Consider the following 14,203-nt stretch of genomic DNA (forward strand, 5'->3'; position numbering starts at 1 on the left):
GCCGCCGTTCTGGCGAGGAACGCTAGATTTTAATGCAATTTAACCTTGCAAATCATGATGCTCACTCTTCCGCCGGATCGCGCCGCGATTGTGACCGAAATGGCTTGGTTGAGACTTTGATGCCGAGCGTGGCGAGAGAGTCACAGATCAATCGTCGAACTCGATCGGGGTCATGCACCGTTGCGCTCTCGTCCATCGATCATCGGCACCACGACAGGCCACGGTTGCATTGGAAGTTTTTAGCGCATGCACGCCAGCCGCATACGGTTCCATGTGCGGCGGAGCAGCGATTGGCCTCACCGTGCCTCCAGCACGAATAATGGGCATTCCACGCGCGAGCATGTTCGCACCTGTCGCGCACCCTGTGTTCTGCAGGAAGAGTTGCTGCCTCCTCTTGCGCTGCCACGCGGGAACCGCTTCTGCGGCTACACCGGCGTGTAGATCACGAGCTTCAGCGCGGGATCGTCATTGGCCGCCGCAAGCCCCCCGGCGCCGCTGTTTTGGCGCCGCCCGGATCGTCATATGCGTCGTGCTCAGCCTGCCGCTGCTATCTTCGCGCGGAACGACTCCTGTCCCTCGACGATCTTGTCGATCAGCGCATCGAGCGCCCAGAAGCGCTCGCGAATGTCGAAATCGACCGCCCGGCTCTCGATACGGGAAAAGGTGCCGAGCCGCTGATGATAGAGCTTGGCCAGTTTTGGATAGCCCATCGGCTCAGCCATCGCGGCAAGCGCGAGATAGACCGACAGCTCGTTCGCCAGCGACGGATGCTTCGTGTGCCGGGTCAGCAACCACTTGTAGAGATCGGGATGGAAATTCGTGAACACACCGGTAAACCCCGGCGCCCCCGATTTCATCGCGTCGAAGGCGATCGCGGCATTGGCGTTGACGATCGTCAGCGGCGAGCCGTTCGTCAGCTTGACCCGGCGCTGCACGGTCGCGAGATCACACGAGACGTCCTTGAGAATCGCGAAACGGCCGCTGTCGGCACAAAAGGCCAGCTCATCGTCGGAGAGAAGCCGGCGAAATGGCGCCGGGCATTCATAAAGACCGAGGGTCATTTCCCTGGGCAGCCGGTCGAGCAGCCAGGTCAAATTGTCGGTGAAGATCGTCCGCGTCGGATCGAGGGACGCGAGACGGTTGGTCACCAGAACCAATCCGTCGACGCCCGTCTTCGCGATCGATGTCAGCTCGGTGAGCTGGTCTTCCCTGGATTCGCTGATATGGCCGGATGCGATGACGGGAAGCCGGCCGGCAGCCGTCCGGGCGACAAATCGCGCCAGCTCGACACGTTCGTCCAGCGTCAGGAACTGCATCTCGCTGGACTGAGCGACCGCGAACAATGCGTCGGCACCGTTGGCGATATACCACTCGATCAGCCTTTCGAGGCCGGAATAGTCGATCGTGTTCGCCTCGGTGAATGGCGTCAGCATCACGGGAATGATGCCCTTCAGCGCGATTGTCACAAGCAAGCTCCAGACAGTGGCGAATGAGGCAGCGATTCCGCTGCCGGTTCGCGGGGCCTTACACCGGAGGCGAGATCGCCTGCAAGACCTCCCTGAACACGCCGTACTGCAATTTGAAAGTTTCAGGGCTATAGTCTTGATAGTATCCCGCGGTCACCGCGACGACGAGATCGAGCTCCGGGACGATGCGGATCGACTGGCCACCTCGGCCCTGCGCGGCGATCGATTGGACAACACGCCCATTGAGCCGGGAGCTCCGCAGCCACCATAAATATCCATAGGACTGACCGTCGGTCGCCTTGAGCTTCATTGTGGTCGACGCCTCGATCCATGCCTTGGAAACGACTTGCCGATCGTTCCAGCGACCGCCCGCGAGGACGAGTTGGCCGATCTTCGCCATGTCGCGCGGTCGCAGGCGCAATCCCCCGCCGGCGTCGCTGTCGCCTTTGAACCGGCCCCACTCGAATTCGGTGATGCCGAGAGGATCGAACAGCATGGTGCGCGCAAATTCATCAAGCGGACGGCCGGTGGCCTTGCGGACGATCGCCGAGAGCAGCGCAAGCGCGCCGGTGTTGTAGAAGAACCCCTGCCCGGCCGGTGCAGTTGCGGGAAGGCCAAGGACGTAGCGACAGGCATCCTGCGCCATGTGCATGCGCACTTCGTCGTTGTCGTCACCTGTCGCCGGAGTTGCCTCCACCCACTTCAGGCCCATCGACATGGTGAGCACGTGTGAGAGCAGGATGCGATCCTTGTCCGGGGACCGCAGGTCGAACAATTCGGGGAAGAAGCTGAAGACCGGTTCGTCGAGGCTTCGGATGAGGCCCTGGTCGATCGCGATCCCGACGACCAGCGACGCGACGCTCTTTGAGCACGATTTCAGATTATGCAGTGTATCGGCGTCGAAGCTGATGTCCCTGACCCGGACGCCGAAGATGCGACTGGGGACCTCATCAGATCCTTTGAAGTATCGCTCGAACGCCAGTCGACCGTGGCGAGCGACCAGCACGGCATGGATGTTAGAGCCGGAGCTTTCGAGTCGATCGGTCATCCTGCACAGCGCGGCCTGGTCGACGTCATTGTCTCCATTGGCGGACGGAACAGACCAGCCGTCATCACGCTTCGCCGGAGCGGCACAATTGGCCGGTGGGTCAGCGCAGACCGAAGGCCCGGCGATTGGCGCCAAGGCAGCTCCGCCGAGAAGCGAAATGAATTGCCGACGCCTCATCCGATCCCTCGCCGACCTCGCTTTCCACCGCGAGCCAATGCTACGAATTGTAACATTAATTTGCGTTGGCCGCAATGATGGTGCGCGATCTCCGCTGCCTGCAGGCACTTTGCGACATTCGTCCTCACACCGGCGTGTAAATCACGAGCTTCAGCGCGGGATCGTCATTGGCCTGAAAGCTCGTGTGCTCGAAGTGCAGCACGCCCTTGGTCGGATGGGTCATGGTCTTGCGGCCCGACAAGGTGCCGTGCACCTCGTGCGCGCCCCACCATTTGACGAATTCGGGACTGCCTTGGCGCAACCGCGTCAGCAATTCCGCAAACGCGGGATCGCCGGCCCAGACGTCGTGGGTGGCGCGAAACATCGCGACCATGCGCTTGGCGACTTCGGCCCAGCCCGCGCCGTAGGATTTTCGCGTGCGCTTGTTGGTCATCATCAGCAGCAGCGTGTTGCGATCCTGCTCCGGCAACCGGCCGAACGCAAAGATCTCCTCGGCGGCTTCGTTCCAGGCCAACACATCCCAGCGTCGCCCGGTGATGTAGGCCGGATGCGGCAGGCTCTCAACCAGGCGCAGAATCGGCGGCGGCACCATCTCGCGGGTGAATGCACCCCTCGCGCCGTCGCGCGCGAGGTCCTTGAGGTGCGCATGCTCGGTCTTGCTGAGGCGCAGTGCACGCGCCAGCGCGTCAACGGTGGTGACCGACGGGCTGACGGTGCGGCCCTGCTCGAGGCGGATGTACCAGTCGACGCCGATGCCGGCGAGCTGGGCGACCTCCTCGCGGCGGAGCCCCGCGGTGCGCCGCCGCTGGCCTGCGGGAAGACCGACGGCCTTCGGCGTCAGCTTCTCGCGGCGGGAGCGGAGGAAATCGCCGAATTCGACGCGACGTGGATCGGCCATGGCATGCTCCCGGGAATGGAGGGCTTTGGGAATACTAGGATAATACCAGGCCTTCCTATCCCTTCAAGGGCGTCGCATACGGGTGTCACCCGACCTTGAGGTGAAGACATGAAAGCTGCCGTACTCAAATCCTTCGGATCGCCGCTGGTGATCGAGACTGCTCCGGACCCGGTGCTCGGCACCGGCGAGGTCATCGTCGACGTCGTCGCCACGCGCGTCCTGTCCTACATGAACGAGGTCTTCAGCGGTGAGCGCAATTATGCGCTCGAGCTGCCGATCATCCCCGGCCCCGGCGGCATCGGCCGGGTACGCGCGATCGGTCCGGACGCAACCAGGCTCAGCATTGGCGACTGGGTGTTCTGCGACCCGACGGTGCGGTCGCGCGACGATGTCGTGGCGCCCGATATTGCCCTGCAGGGACTCACGGCAGCCGGCCCCGGCGGCATGCGCCTGCAGCAGCATTTTCGCCACGGCTCGTATGCCGAGCAGATGCGGGTGCCGACCGAGAACGTGAAGCGCCTTGGCGCGATCACGTCCGAAGAAGCCTCGCAATGGTGCGCGCTCGGAACGGCGCTGGTGCCCTATGGCGGCTTTCTTGCCGCAAACCTGCAAGCAGGCGAGACCGTGCTGGTGAGCGGGGCCACCGGCAATTTCGGCAGCGCCGCCGTCTCCGTCGCGCTCGCGATGGGCGCGGCCTGCGTGGTGACGCCCGGCCGCAACGAGAAAATCCTGGCCGACCTTGTCCGCCGCTTCGGCGCGCGGGTGAAGCCGGTCAGGCTCACCGGCAACGAGGACGACGACCGCGAGGCGATGAAGCGCGCCGCGCCCGGGCCGATCGACTGCGTGCTCGACATCATGCCGCCCTCGGTCAGCACGCGCGTGGTGCGGGCGGCGGTCATGACGGTGCGCGCCTATGGCCGCGTCGTGCTGATGGGCGGCGTCGGCATGGCGGGGGGGCCGGGCCTCGAGCTGCCCTACCCCTGGCTCATGCGCAACTGCATCTCCATTCATGGCGTCTGGATGTATCCGCCGGATGCGGCAACGCGTCTGATCGGGTTGGTGCGCGCCGGGCTGCTGCGGCTCGACGAATATGTGACGACGGATTTCGACCTCGACCACGTCAATGAGGCCGTGGCCCACGCCGCCGCCAATGGCGGACCGTTCAAATTGACGGTGATCAGGCCGTAAATTGCCTGCCCACTGCGGCAATGCGCTGCTGCGGCGGGTTTGCCTGATCGATCAAGCAACTGGAACACGTCACCCCGATCGTGGCCGGCCGCGGCCGTCTACTGTGCATGGGGTTGTTTTCACGTTTTCTTTATTCGAGCTCGACGACCTGGCCGTCGGCCAGCGACACGCGCCGGTCCATGCGGCCGGCGAGCTCCATGTTGTGGGTCGCGATCAGCATCGAGACCTTGGTTGCCTTGACCAGCTGCATCAGGGCCTGGAACACGTGGTCGGCGGTGTGCGGATCGAGGTTGCCGGTCGGCTCGTCCGCGAACAGCACCCGCGGTGCGTTGGCGACGGCGCGCGCAATTGCGACGCGCTGCTGCTCGCCGCCCGACAGCTCCGCCGGACGATGGGTGATGCGGTCGCCGAGGCCGAGATAGCCAAGGATCTCCTTGGCGCGCTTGACGCTCTCGGACTTCTTCAGGCCGCGGATCATCTGCGGCATCATCACGTTCTCCAGCGCCGAGAATTCCGGCAGCAGCCGGTGCGACTGGTAGACGAAGCCGATATCGGTGCGGCGCAGCTGGGTGCGCTCAATGTCGGGCAGTTGCGAGGTCGGCGCGCCATTGACATAGACCTCGCCGGAATCGGGAGCTTCGAGCAGGCCCGCGATGTGCAGCAGCGTCGACTTGCCCGAGCCCGACGGCGCGACCAGCGCGACCGACTGGCCCGCCCACAGCGCGAGCTTGGCATTGTCGAGAATCGTCAGCGCCGCCTCGCCCTGCAGGTACTGCCGTCTTATCTCGTGGAGATAGATGACCGGTACATCTTCCGCCCCCTGCTGCTCCATCAGGCCCTCACTCGTACCGCAACGCTTCGACCGGATCGAGGCGCGCGGCGCGCCACGACGGGTAGAGCGTCGCCAGGAACGACAGCGTCAGCGCCATGACGACGACGGCCGTGGTCTCGCCGACGTCGATCTCGGCGGGCAGCTTCGACAGGAAGTAGAGTTCCGGCGAGAACAGCTCGGTGCTGGTCAGCCAGGACAGGAATTGCCGGATGGATTCGATGTTGAGGCAGATCACCAGCCCGACGAAGAACCCCACCAGCGTGCCGACCACGCCGATGGATGCGCCCGTGATCAGGAAGATCCGCATGATCGAGCCTTGCGAGGCCCCCATCGTGCGCAGGATCGCAATGTCGCTGCCCTTGTCCTTCACCAGCATGATCAGGCCGGAGACGATGTTGAGCGCCGCGACCAGCACGATCATGGTCAGGATCAGGAACATCACGTTGCGCTCGACCTGGAGCGCGTTGAAGAAAGTCGAGTTGCGCTGGCGCCAGTCGACCAGGAACACCGGCCGGCCCGCGGCCTCCGTCACCGATTTGCGGAATGAATCGATCTTGTCGGGATTGGTGGTGAACACCTCGATCGAGGTGACGTCGCTGCTGCGGTTGAAATAGGCCTGCGCCTCGGCGAGCGGCATGAAGACGAAGCCGAGGTCGTACTCGGACATGCCGATCTCGAACACGGCCACGATCTTGTACGGTTTTATGCGCGGCGTGGTGCCCATCGGCGTCACCGCGCCCTTCGGCGCCACCAAGGTCACGCTGTCGCCGGCATGCAGCGACAGCTGGTCGGCGAGCCGCCGGCCGATTGCGACGCCCTGGCCGTCGTCAAACCCCTCGAGCGATCCCTGCTTGATGTTCTTGGCGATCGAGGTGAGGTTATTCAGGTCGTCGGAGCGGATGCCGCGCACCAGCACGCCCGAGGCGTTCCAGGGCGAGGACGCCAGCGCCTGGCCGTCGACCACGGGGGCAGCCAGCCGGATGCCCTGGACCTGGCTGATGCGCTCGGCGACGTCCTTCCAGTCGGTCAGCGGCGATTCCAGCGGCTGGACCAGGATATGGCCGTTCAGCCCCAGGATCTTGTCGAGCAGCTCTTTGCGGAAGCCGTTCATGACGGCCATCACGATGATCAGCGTGGCGACGCCAAGCATGATGCCAAGGAAGGAGAACCCGGCGATGACCGAGATGAATCCCTCCTTGCGCCGCGCCCGCAAATAGCGCGCCGACAGCATCCACTCGAAGGGCGCGAACGGCGCGGTTTGAACGGTTTCAGTCATGGTCTCATCCATCGCTCGATAATCCCATGATTCGGGGTCAATTGTGGCCGGATTGGCGGCCGCGATATCAGGCGATGAACAATATTCAGCCGACCAGGCGGGCGACCGCGTCCGCTGGCGACATCGTCTCGCGGGAGCCGTCACTGCGCTTCTTGATCTCGACCTTGCCGTCGGCCAGCCCCTTCGGCCCGATCATGATCTGCCAGGGGATGCCGATCAGGTCGGCGGCGGCGAATTTGGCGCCGGCGCGCTGGTCGGTGTCGTCATAGAGCACATCGACGCCCTTGGCCTGGAGCTCGGCATAGAGCTTCTCGCAGGCCGTATCGACCGCCGCATCGCCCTGCTTGAGATTGAGGATCGAGACGCGGAACGGGGCCACCGCCTCCGGCCATTTGATGCCGGCATCGTCATGGCAGGCCTCGATGATGGCACCGAGCAGGCGCGAGACGCCGACGCCGTAGGAGCCGCCATGGATCGGCGCGTCCACGCCGTCCGGGCCCGCCACCGTCGCCTTCATCGGTTCGGAATATTTGGTGCCGAAGTAGAAGATCTGGCCGACCTCGATGCCGCGGGTGTTCACGCGCTTGTCCGCAGGCACTTCCTGCTCGAACCGCGCGGCGTCGTGGACGTCCTCCGTCGCGGCATAGACCGAGGTCCACTGCTTGATGATCGGGGTCAGATCGCTCTCATAGTCGACGTCCTCGCCCGGCACCGGCAGGTCCAGCACGTCGCGATTGATGAAAACACCGGATTCGCCGGTTTCGGCGAGCACGATGAACTCGTGGCTGAGGTCGCCGCCGATCGGGCCGGTTTCGGCGCGCATCGGGATCGCCTTCAGCCCCATCCGCGCAAAGGTGCGCAAATAGGCGACGAACATCTTGTTGTAGGAGATACGCGCCGCCGCCTCGTTGAGGTCGAAGGAATAGGCATCCTTCATCAGGAACTCGCGGCCGCGCATCACGCCGAAGCGCGGCCGCTGCTCGTCGCGGAATTTCCATTGGATATGATAGAGATTCAGCGGCAGGTTCTTGTAGGACTTCACGTAAGCGCGAAAAATCTCGGTGACCATTTCCTCGTTGGTCGGCCCGTATAGCAGCTCGCGCTTGTGGCGGTCGGCGATGCGCAGCATCTCCGGGCCGTAGGCGTCGTAGCGGCCGCTCTCGCGCCAGAGGTCGGCGAGCTGGAGCGTCGGCATCAACAGTTCCAGCGCGCCGGAGCGATCCTGCTCCTCCCGCACGATCTGTTCGATCTTCTTCAGCACCCGGAAGCCCAACGGCAGCCAGGCATAGATGCCGGCCGCCTCCTGCCGGATCATGCCGGCGCGCAGCATCAACCGATGCGAGACGATCTCCGCTTCTTTCGGATTTTCCTTCAGGATGGGCAGAAAGAACCGCGACAACCGCATGGCAAGACTCTGGGAATCAGTGGTGGCCCGCAGTGAAACCGGATTGGAAGCGAAAACACAAGACCGGGAATGAGGAAAAGCCGCTAACGCGGCGGAATTCCTGTCATTTTTCCGTCGACTTCAGGTTCGAGTTGAACCCTGCCGACTTAACGCGGCGCGACCTCGAGCTCGTCCTCGAGAGTGACTTTCTCGAAATCGGTCACCAGCGCATCGATCCGCACATGCCAGCGGCCGGCGAAGGGCAGCTCGACTTTGCGCACGTGCCAATAGCCGTCTGGTCCCAGCTCGGCGTCGCGTTCCATCGGCTCGATACCGCGCTCGGGCAGGCTGAGCGTCAGCGTCGCCTCCTTGACCTTCAGCGGCGTCGCCTCGCCGGTCATGAGCTGAAGCACGAAATCGTCCACGCCGGCCTTGCCGGGGGACACCAGCACCTGGAACATCGCCTTGTCGGTATGGATGTGGATCGCCAGCGGCGTCTCCGGGAGGATGGTCCGCGGCGGCGGCGTGAAGCGCCAACCGGCGACGACGGCAAAGATGCCGAGCGCGACGCCGCATTCGAACAGGATCGAGCGCCTGAGCGCGGGCGCGGCCCTTTGGTCCTTCCAGCGCCGGCGTCAGCCGAGTGCGATTGAGCGCGGCGAGCCCAAGCAGGGATAAAACCAGAGCCAATTTGACTGACAGAATGAGTCCGTAGCTCGTCTCGACCAGCGCTGACGGCTTTTCGAGCTGGATGATTGCAAGCGTGAGCCCGGTCAACGCCAGCGCGGCGACCACCGGCATGGCGATGCGCGAGAAGCGGTTCAGTAGCGGCAGCACCGCCGGCGTCGGCTTCGACAGCAGCGCTGCTAGCGGCGCCAGCGCGCCGATCCAAAATGCAACCGCAAGGCCATGGAGGAAGATCGCCGGCCGCGTCAGCACCTCCGGCGGCGCCGTTGCGGCGTGCCCGGTCATGGCGAGCGACAGGCCGACGCCAGCGAACGCGACCGCCGCAAGAGCGCGCGCATGCCACGCGCGGCCCAGCGCCATCAGCGCGAGCAGCATCGCCGCAATGGCGACGAGCAAGGCTGGGCCGGCGCTGGTGACGAATGCGACGGTCCAGGGAGCCGCCGTCACGAGTGCTGCCGGCGGCAGGCCAAGGAGATCGAGACCCAACACGCCCAGCGAGACAATTGCGCTTGGGAGACCGACAAGCAGCGCGGCGCGCGGCGCGCCCATCCCCGCCATTGACCGCGAAATCCAGCGGGCAAAGAATACGCCGCCGACACCGACAAACAGCCCGAGATAGAGACCGATCCGCGACAGCCAGATCAGCGCGTTCAGCCGGCCATCCGCATTGGCCGGAGGCTGCGTGGCCGTCGGCACGCCGACCGAAAAGATCACCGATCCCGCGACAGGATGGCCGTCCTGCGAGATCACCCGGTAACTCACGACCGCCGTGCCCTGCGGCAGGTCCGGCGGCATCGCAATCGAAATGCTCTCGCCGGATGTCGTGACGCGCGCATCGTCGCGCGCCCTGCCCGCGCCATCGATCAACTGGATCGCGCCCGGCGTCACCGCTTCGTTGAAGCGCAATTCCACCGCCTTTGGCGCGCTCGTCAGGATGCTACCGCTCGCCGGCTCAACCGAGATCAGCGCCGCATGCGCCGACGCGCCGGTCGAAGTGCCGGCGACGACGAGCAACATCGCGAGCGCAGCGAGACGACGCATTACGGCTTGGGCAGCAGCTTCACGCCGGGCGCCGGCGACTTTTCCTCATGCGAATAGGCTGCCCCCTCCGCCGGGATTTCGATCCAGCGGCTGACACCCTTCTCGCATTCCTGCACCACCGGAAAATACAGCGTGGTGTTGGGCTTCAGGCTGTCGGTGAGGAAGCTGCTGACGACGAACTCGTCGTAATTGTGGTCCGGCAGCTTGCCGCCGGACCAGACCACTTCCTTCACGCCAGAGGTCAGCTTGTTGCCGTGATAGTCGTACGCACTGGCATACTGGCCCTCGACGACATCAACGTTCCAACCAGCCTTCGGCATCGGCTTCACCGCGATGACTCCTTCGGGGATCTGCACGCGGATCTTGACCGTCGGCGAGCCGGAGCAGCCGTGCGGCACGGCGAAGACGGCCTTATAGGACGCACCGACCGTGGCCTGCTTGCCTTCCAGATAGACATGTGCCGCCGCAGGCGATGCGGCCAGCGCAGCCATCAGGATCAGCCAGGGTGTCTTCGACATGCTCGATCTCCCGGGGTTTAGATCACACGCGTCACATTTTCATTCCCGAATGGTCGGGCATTTTCTTCATCATCATGCTTCCGCCGCCGCCGGGCGCCTGCGCGCCGACGCCCTGGACGTCGAGCGCGACGGCGACCTTACCGGCCTTCTCGAATTCGAGCGTCACCGCCACCTTCTCGCCCTCCTTGAAGGGGCCCTTGAGCTCCTGGAGCATCAGATGATAGCCGCCCGGAGCGAGCTTCACGGTCTTGCCCGGCCCGATAACGAGCCCCTTGTCGAGCGGGCGCATCTTCATCACGCCATTGTCCATCGTCATTTCGTGGACCTCGGCCTTGCCCGCGATCTCGGCGGTCACTTTGACGAGCTTGTCGGGCGCCGTGCCCTTGTTCTCGATGGTCAGGAAACCGCCGGCGACTTTCGCGCCGCTCGGGGTCGCCCGGCTCCAGCCCTGGGTGATGACGAGATCGCCCGCCTTGACGTCCTCGGCGCGGACCGGCACCGCGATCACGACCGCCGAGAGCACTGCGAGCGCGAAAATGCGTGAGAGTGTGTTCATGTTGATTGCCTTTCTTGTCGCCATTGAGGGGGTACCACCCGTCAGAACGTGTACTTGCCGGCGAGAACGAAAGTTCGTCCCGGGAATGGATGGAACAGGAAGTATTGCGCGTTGAAGAGATTATCGATGCCGAAGTCGAACGCGAAATTCTTCGTCGCGTTGTAGTGGATCTTCAAGTCCACAACAAAAAAGTTATCGAAGGCGCCGTAGACGTGCGGGATGATATCCGAGTTGTCCAGCGTCGAATACTGCTTGCCGCTGTAGCGCGCCGCAACCGTATAGGCCCAACTGTCGTTCGGCCGATAGGTCACGCCGAACTTGGCGCGCCAGTCAGGCACGAAAGGTACGCGCTTGCCGACGACACTGGTCGGTCCCTTCCAGTTCGGATCGGAGATGATTCTGGAATCGACGTAAGTGACGCTGCCGAAGACTTGCAGGCCGTTCACCACCACATTGTCCTTGTCAGCCGACAATTCGACTCCCTGCATGCGGATTGCAGCGACGTTGCTGACCGCTGTCTGCACCGTTTGCGCCCCCTTTGCGTCCGTTACCGTAGTCGATTGCGAGATCAGCGCATTGTTGGTCCGCTCGCCGAACACAGTGAGCCGCACCCGCCCATCGGCCCAGCGCCGCTCGAGATTGAGCTCGCCGGTGAAGTCCTGCTCTGGTGACAGCAGCGGATTGGCGAGATAGGTGACGCCGCCCACGCTGATGTTCTGGTAGAGCTCGGTCACCGTCGGATAGCGGTAGGCTTCACCGAAATTCGCAGTAACATTCCAGTCCTTGTTGGGATCGAACGACAATGACGCCTTCGGCGAGAAATTCGTCGAGGACAGGCCCGGCTGCCACGTCGGCACTGCCGACGTGACGACACCGGCGCTGGTCGTCGTGGTGTTGAGATTGAAACCCTCGACCGCCTGCCAGCTCTCCAGCCGTCCACCGAGCGTCAGCTTGACGATCGGAGTGATCTTCCAGGCATCCTGTACCCAGAGAGCTTCAGTGCGCGTCTCGCCGACACCGGTCGAATACAGCTGGCCGTTGCCCGCTGAGGGCGCATTGAACCAGACGGTCGAGGCATAAACGGGGTTCTCGAGCCGGTAGCGGTCGCCGTGCGCGCCGAAGCTGATCTCGTGCGGACCATCGATTCCGAACGGACGCCAGATGCCCTTAGCTTCGGCGTTCTGCCAGTTGGTGCCGTCCATCCGCGTCACCTTGCCGTTCAACGAATAGCCAAGGCCCGGCGACGGCACCACAGTAAAGGGATTGATGAGGGTATCCTGGAGATAATTGTAGCTCGACGCGGCAAGGTCGAAATCGAATACGCCCTTGGTATCGCTTTTGAGCGAGACGGCGTTGCTCATATGGAGCTGATCCCAGGTGTACTTGCTGCTCGCAAAGCTGCTGATGCTGCCGAACGTCGGCAAGTCCGTTGCGGTCGATCTGAGATAGGTCTGCGGATCGGAGGTTTGGTGATTGTTCCAGATGCCGAGCGAATACGTCGCCTGCACCAGTGGCGTGATGTCGTAGGCGAGCCGCAGATTGCCGGAAGTCTGCTGCGAATGCGCCAGCGTGCCGGTGCCAACGACGTTGGCAACGCCACCGGTCTTGTTGAGTGCGGCAAAACCACCGGTCGTGCCGGCCGGGAACGAGGCGTTGGTCGTATATGTCAGCGGCTGCTGGTAGCTATCGAGATAGTTCGCGCTGACAAGCGAGGACAGCTTGCCGTCGCGATTGCCTGCGGCGGCGCTGGTCTGGCTGGTTAAATAGGTGTCTTTGGTGCCGTATTGATTCCACGGCATCACCGAGACGGTTTCCTTGGCCACCGCAAACGGCTTTTCCGGCATCTTGGAGGTGATCAGCAGAACACCGCCGATGGAATTGCCGGGATAGGCGGCCGCGAACGGACCGTTGAGGAAATCGACCCGCCCGATCGCCTCGGGAGAGATCAAGTTCCATTTCGGCGAGGCGCCGGAGTTGTTGTTGCCGATCAGCGCCGAGATCAGGAGGTCATCGTAATAGATCAGCGTCCGCGCACTCGAGTTCAGGCCCCAACTTCGCGTCGCGAGCACTGCCTGATTGTCACCGTCATTGCGCTTCCGCACGAACAGGCTCGGCATGTATTTGACGGCGTCTTCGGGGTCCTTGAGGTTGATGGTCTCGTCGACCTGCTTTGCCGTGATGCTGAAGGACCGCTGCGGCAGTTGATAGCGGGCTACCGCCGCCGGCTGATCCAGCGACGCCCGGACGCCGCCCGTGCCCTGGTCAGCCGCGACCGAGGCCGGTCGCTCGACCGCAGGCTTTGCCAAATTTCTCCTGGCGCCAGCGGTTTGCACCGGCGGCTTGCGCGGCTTGGGTTTTACCGCCGCGGGTGCATCGACGGTCACCGCGGGCAGCTCCTTTGGGCTGCTCTGGGCGAAAACGTCACTCGATGAGGCGAGCAGCGCAGCCTGAATGGCAACGACACTCACGCCGCAGCGGGCATGACGAGGTAACATCTCGGGATTCCTGACGCCGGCTTTCTCTTCCGGCCATTCGACAGCATCAATCGCCAACGGATGAACCGCGGCGATCACGAGGGGTCGTCAGGAAAAGTGGGGAGGTCCCCGCGCCTGGGCGCTTGAGCCCTTATGGGCAGCGACAGCGGACGCATCCGCCTCGTGCCACACCACGCGCTCGGCGTGGCGGAAGGGGACGGAGAGCACCGCGTGCAGCGGCGAATCGAACGATGCGTTAGCCTGCGCCAGACAGCACAGCGCGCAGGCGCCGGCATGCGCGGTCGGCGCGTTCTGGTCGTTCGGAGTACCCTGCTCGCTGACGCTGTGGCAGATAACGCCGGTGCCAAGCGGATCGCCAACGGCCTGGCCGGCCGCCCAACAGGCGGCAATCGGCGCCAGCACCTGCATCACCAAAGCGAGCAGGACAACCGGTAGGAATTTTTGCAGCCGAGCGCGCATCCGCCGAACCATTCATTCGTCTGCTAACTAAACACCACCCCCGCTCCGAGTCGAGGTCACTTCGGCCGCCTTGTTGGGGTGGCGCAGATCTCTCGAAAAATGTGCTCGGACGGCCTCGCTCCGAGGCCACGTCCGGCATTTGAGGCAGCCGCGCCGGCCTGTCCGTCCACAGAATTCT

11 protein-coding genes and 1 pseudogene are annotated in these 14,203 nt (G+C 63.7%); 1 reads left to right on the forward strand and 11 read right to left on the reverse strand.

Annotated elements, in window-relative coordinates:
* Positions 1–533: 533 nt before the first annotated feature.
* The 3 genes from ABID59_RS08495 to ABID59_RS08505 all read right to left on the reverse strand — a co-directional run bounded on the left by ABID59_RS08495 (position 534) and on the right by ABID59_RS08505 (position 3,589).
* Entirely contained in the window at positions 534–1,466 is a 933-nt protein-coding gene (locus ABID59_RS08495) for a dihydrodipicolinate synthase family protein (protein WP_354032779.1), read from the reverse strand.
* 58 nt (positions 1,467–1,524) lie between these two features.
* Positions 1,525–2,649, reverse strand: a complete 1,125-nt coding sequence (locus ABID59_RS08500; RefSeq protein ID WP_354032778.1) for a serine hydrolase domain-containing protein — start codon at positions 2,647–2,649, stop codon at positions 1,525–1,527.
* A gap of 166 nt (positions 2,650–2,815) precedes the next feature.
* Complete coding sequence (locus tag ABID59_RS08505) at positions 2,816–3,589, reverse strand: helix-turn-helix transcriptional regulator (protein WP_354083064.1); 774 nt, start codon at positions 3,587–3,589, stop codon at positions 2,816–2,818.
* 108 nt (positions 3,590–3,697) lie between these two features.
* Here ABID59_RS08505 and ABID59_RS08510 point away from each other — a divergent pair, with 108 nt between their 5' ends.
* Entirely contained in the window at positions 3,698–4,777 is a 1,080-nt protein-coding gene (locus ABID59_RS08510; protein ID WP_354083065.1) for a zinc-binding dehydrogenase, read from the forward strand.
* Between the two features lie 130 nt (positions 4,778–4,907).
* On the opposite strand, the gene ABID59_RS08515 is transcribed toward ABID59_RS08510, so the two are convergent.
* The 8 genes and pseudogenes from ABID59_RS08515 to ABID59_RS08550 all read right to left on the reverse strand — a co-directional run bounded on the left by ABID59_RS08515 (position 4,908) and on the right by ABID59_RS08550 (position 14,025).
* A complete protein-coding gene (locus tag ABID59_RS08515; protein WP_187435133.1) occupies positions 4,908–5,609 on the reverse strand; it encodes an ABC transporter ATP-binding protein in 702 nt (233 codons plus the stop codon).
* A gap of 7 nt (positions 5,610–5,616) precedes the next feature.
* Positions 5,617–6,897, reverse strand: a complete 1,281-nt coding sequence (locus ABID59_RS08520) for a lipoprotein-releasing ABC transporter permease subunit (RefSeq protein WP_148753668.1) — start codon at positions 6,895–6,897, stop codon at positions 5,617–5,619.
* A 73-nt stretch (positions 6,898–6,970) separates the two neighbouring features.
* Positions 6,971–8,290 (reverse strand): proline--tRNA ligase, encoded by a 1,320-nt coding sequence (proS, locus tag ABID59_RS08525; RefSeq protein ID WP_354083066.1) that lies wholly within the window; start codon positions 8,288–8,290, stop codon positions 6,971–6,973.
* Between the two features lie 146 nt (positions 8,291–8,436).
* Positions 8,437–9,997 (reverse strand): annotated as a pseudogene (locus ABID59_RS08530) (copper resistance CopC/CopD family protein).
* On the reverse strand, positions 9,997–10,515 hold the full coding sequence (locus tag ABID59_RS08535; RefSeq protein ID WP_354032770.1) for a YcnI family copper-binding membrane protein: 519 nt from the start codon (positions 10,513–10,515) through the stop codon (positions 9,997–9,999). Before ABID59_RS08535 ends, ABID59_RS08530 begins: the two are co-directional and overlap by 1 nt.
* Before the next feature lie 31 nt (positions 10,516–10,546).
* Positions 10,547–11,071, reverse strand: coding sequence for a copper chaperone PCu(A)C (locus tag ABID59_RS08540; RefSeq protein ID WP_148753664.1), 525 nt, complete (start codon positions 11,069–11,071; stop codon positions 10,547–10,549).
* Positions 11,072–11,112: 41 nt separating this feature from the next.
* A complete protein-coding gene (locus tag ABID59_RS08545) occupies positions 11,113–13,566 on the reverse strand; it encodes a TonB-dependent receptor (RefSeq protein WP_354083067.1) in 2,454 nt (817 codons plus the stop codon).
* Between the two features lie 87 nt (positions 13,567–13,653).
* On the reverse strand, positions 13,654–14,025 hold the full coding sequence (locus ABID59_RS08550) for a DUF2946 family protein (RefSeq protein ID WP_354083068.1): 372 nt from the start codon (positions 14,023–14,025) through the stop codon (positions 13,654–13,656).
* Positions 14,026–14,203 lie beyond the last annotated feature (178 nt).

The sequence above is a fragment of the Bradyrhizobium sp. S3.3.6 genome (assembly GCF_040546905.1).
Classification (GTDB): Bacteria; Pseudomonadota; Alphaproteobacteria; order Rhizobiales; family Xanthobacteraceae; genus Bradyrhizobium; species Bradyrhizobium cytisi.

Coding starts and splice junctions, on each gene's coding strand:
- ABID59_RS08505 (WP_354083064.1), bottom strand. CDS start 3,589: ATGGCCGATCCACGTCGCGTCGAATTCGGCGATTTCCTCCGCTCCCGC.
- ABID59_RS08510 (WP_354083065.1), top strand. CDS start 3,698: ATGAAAGCTGCCGTACTCAAATCCTTCGGATCGCCGCTGGTGATCGAG.
- ABID59_RS08515 (WP_187435133.1), bottom strand. CDS start 5,609: ATGGAGCAGCAGGGGGCGGAAGATGTACCGGTCATCTATCTCCACGAG.
- ABID59_RS08520 (WP_148753668.1), bottom strand. CDS start 6,897: ATGGATGAGACCATGACTGAAACCGTTCAAACCGCGCCGTTCGCGCCC.
- proS (WP_354083066.1), bottom strand. CDS start 8,290: ATGCGGTTGTCGCGGTTCTTTCTGCCCATCCTGAAGGAAAATCCGAAA.
- ABID59_RS08535 (WP_354032770.1), bottom strand. CDS start 10,515: ATGTCGAAGACACCCTGGCTGATCCTGATGGCTGCGCTGGCCGCATCG.
- ABID59_RS08540 (WP_148753664.1), bottom strand. CDS start 11,071: ATGAACACACTCTCACGCATTTTCGCGCTCGCAGTGCTCTCGGCGGTC.
- ABID59_RS08545 (WP_354083067.1), bottom strand. CDS start 13,566: ATGTTACCTCGTCATGCCCGCTGCGGCGTGAGTGTCGTTGCCATTCAG.
- ABID59_RS08550 (WP_354083068.1), bottom strand. CDS start 14,025: ATGCGCGCTCGGCTGCAAAAATTCCTACCGGTTGTCCTGCTCGCTTTG.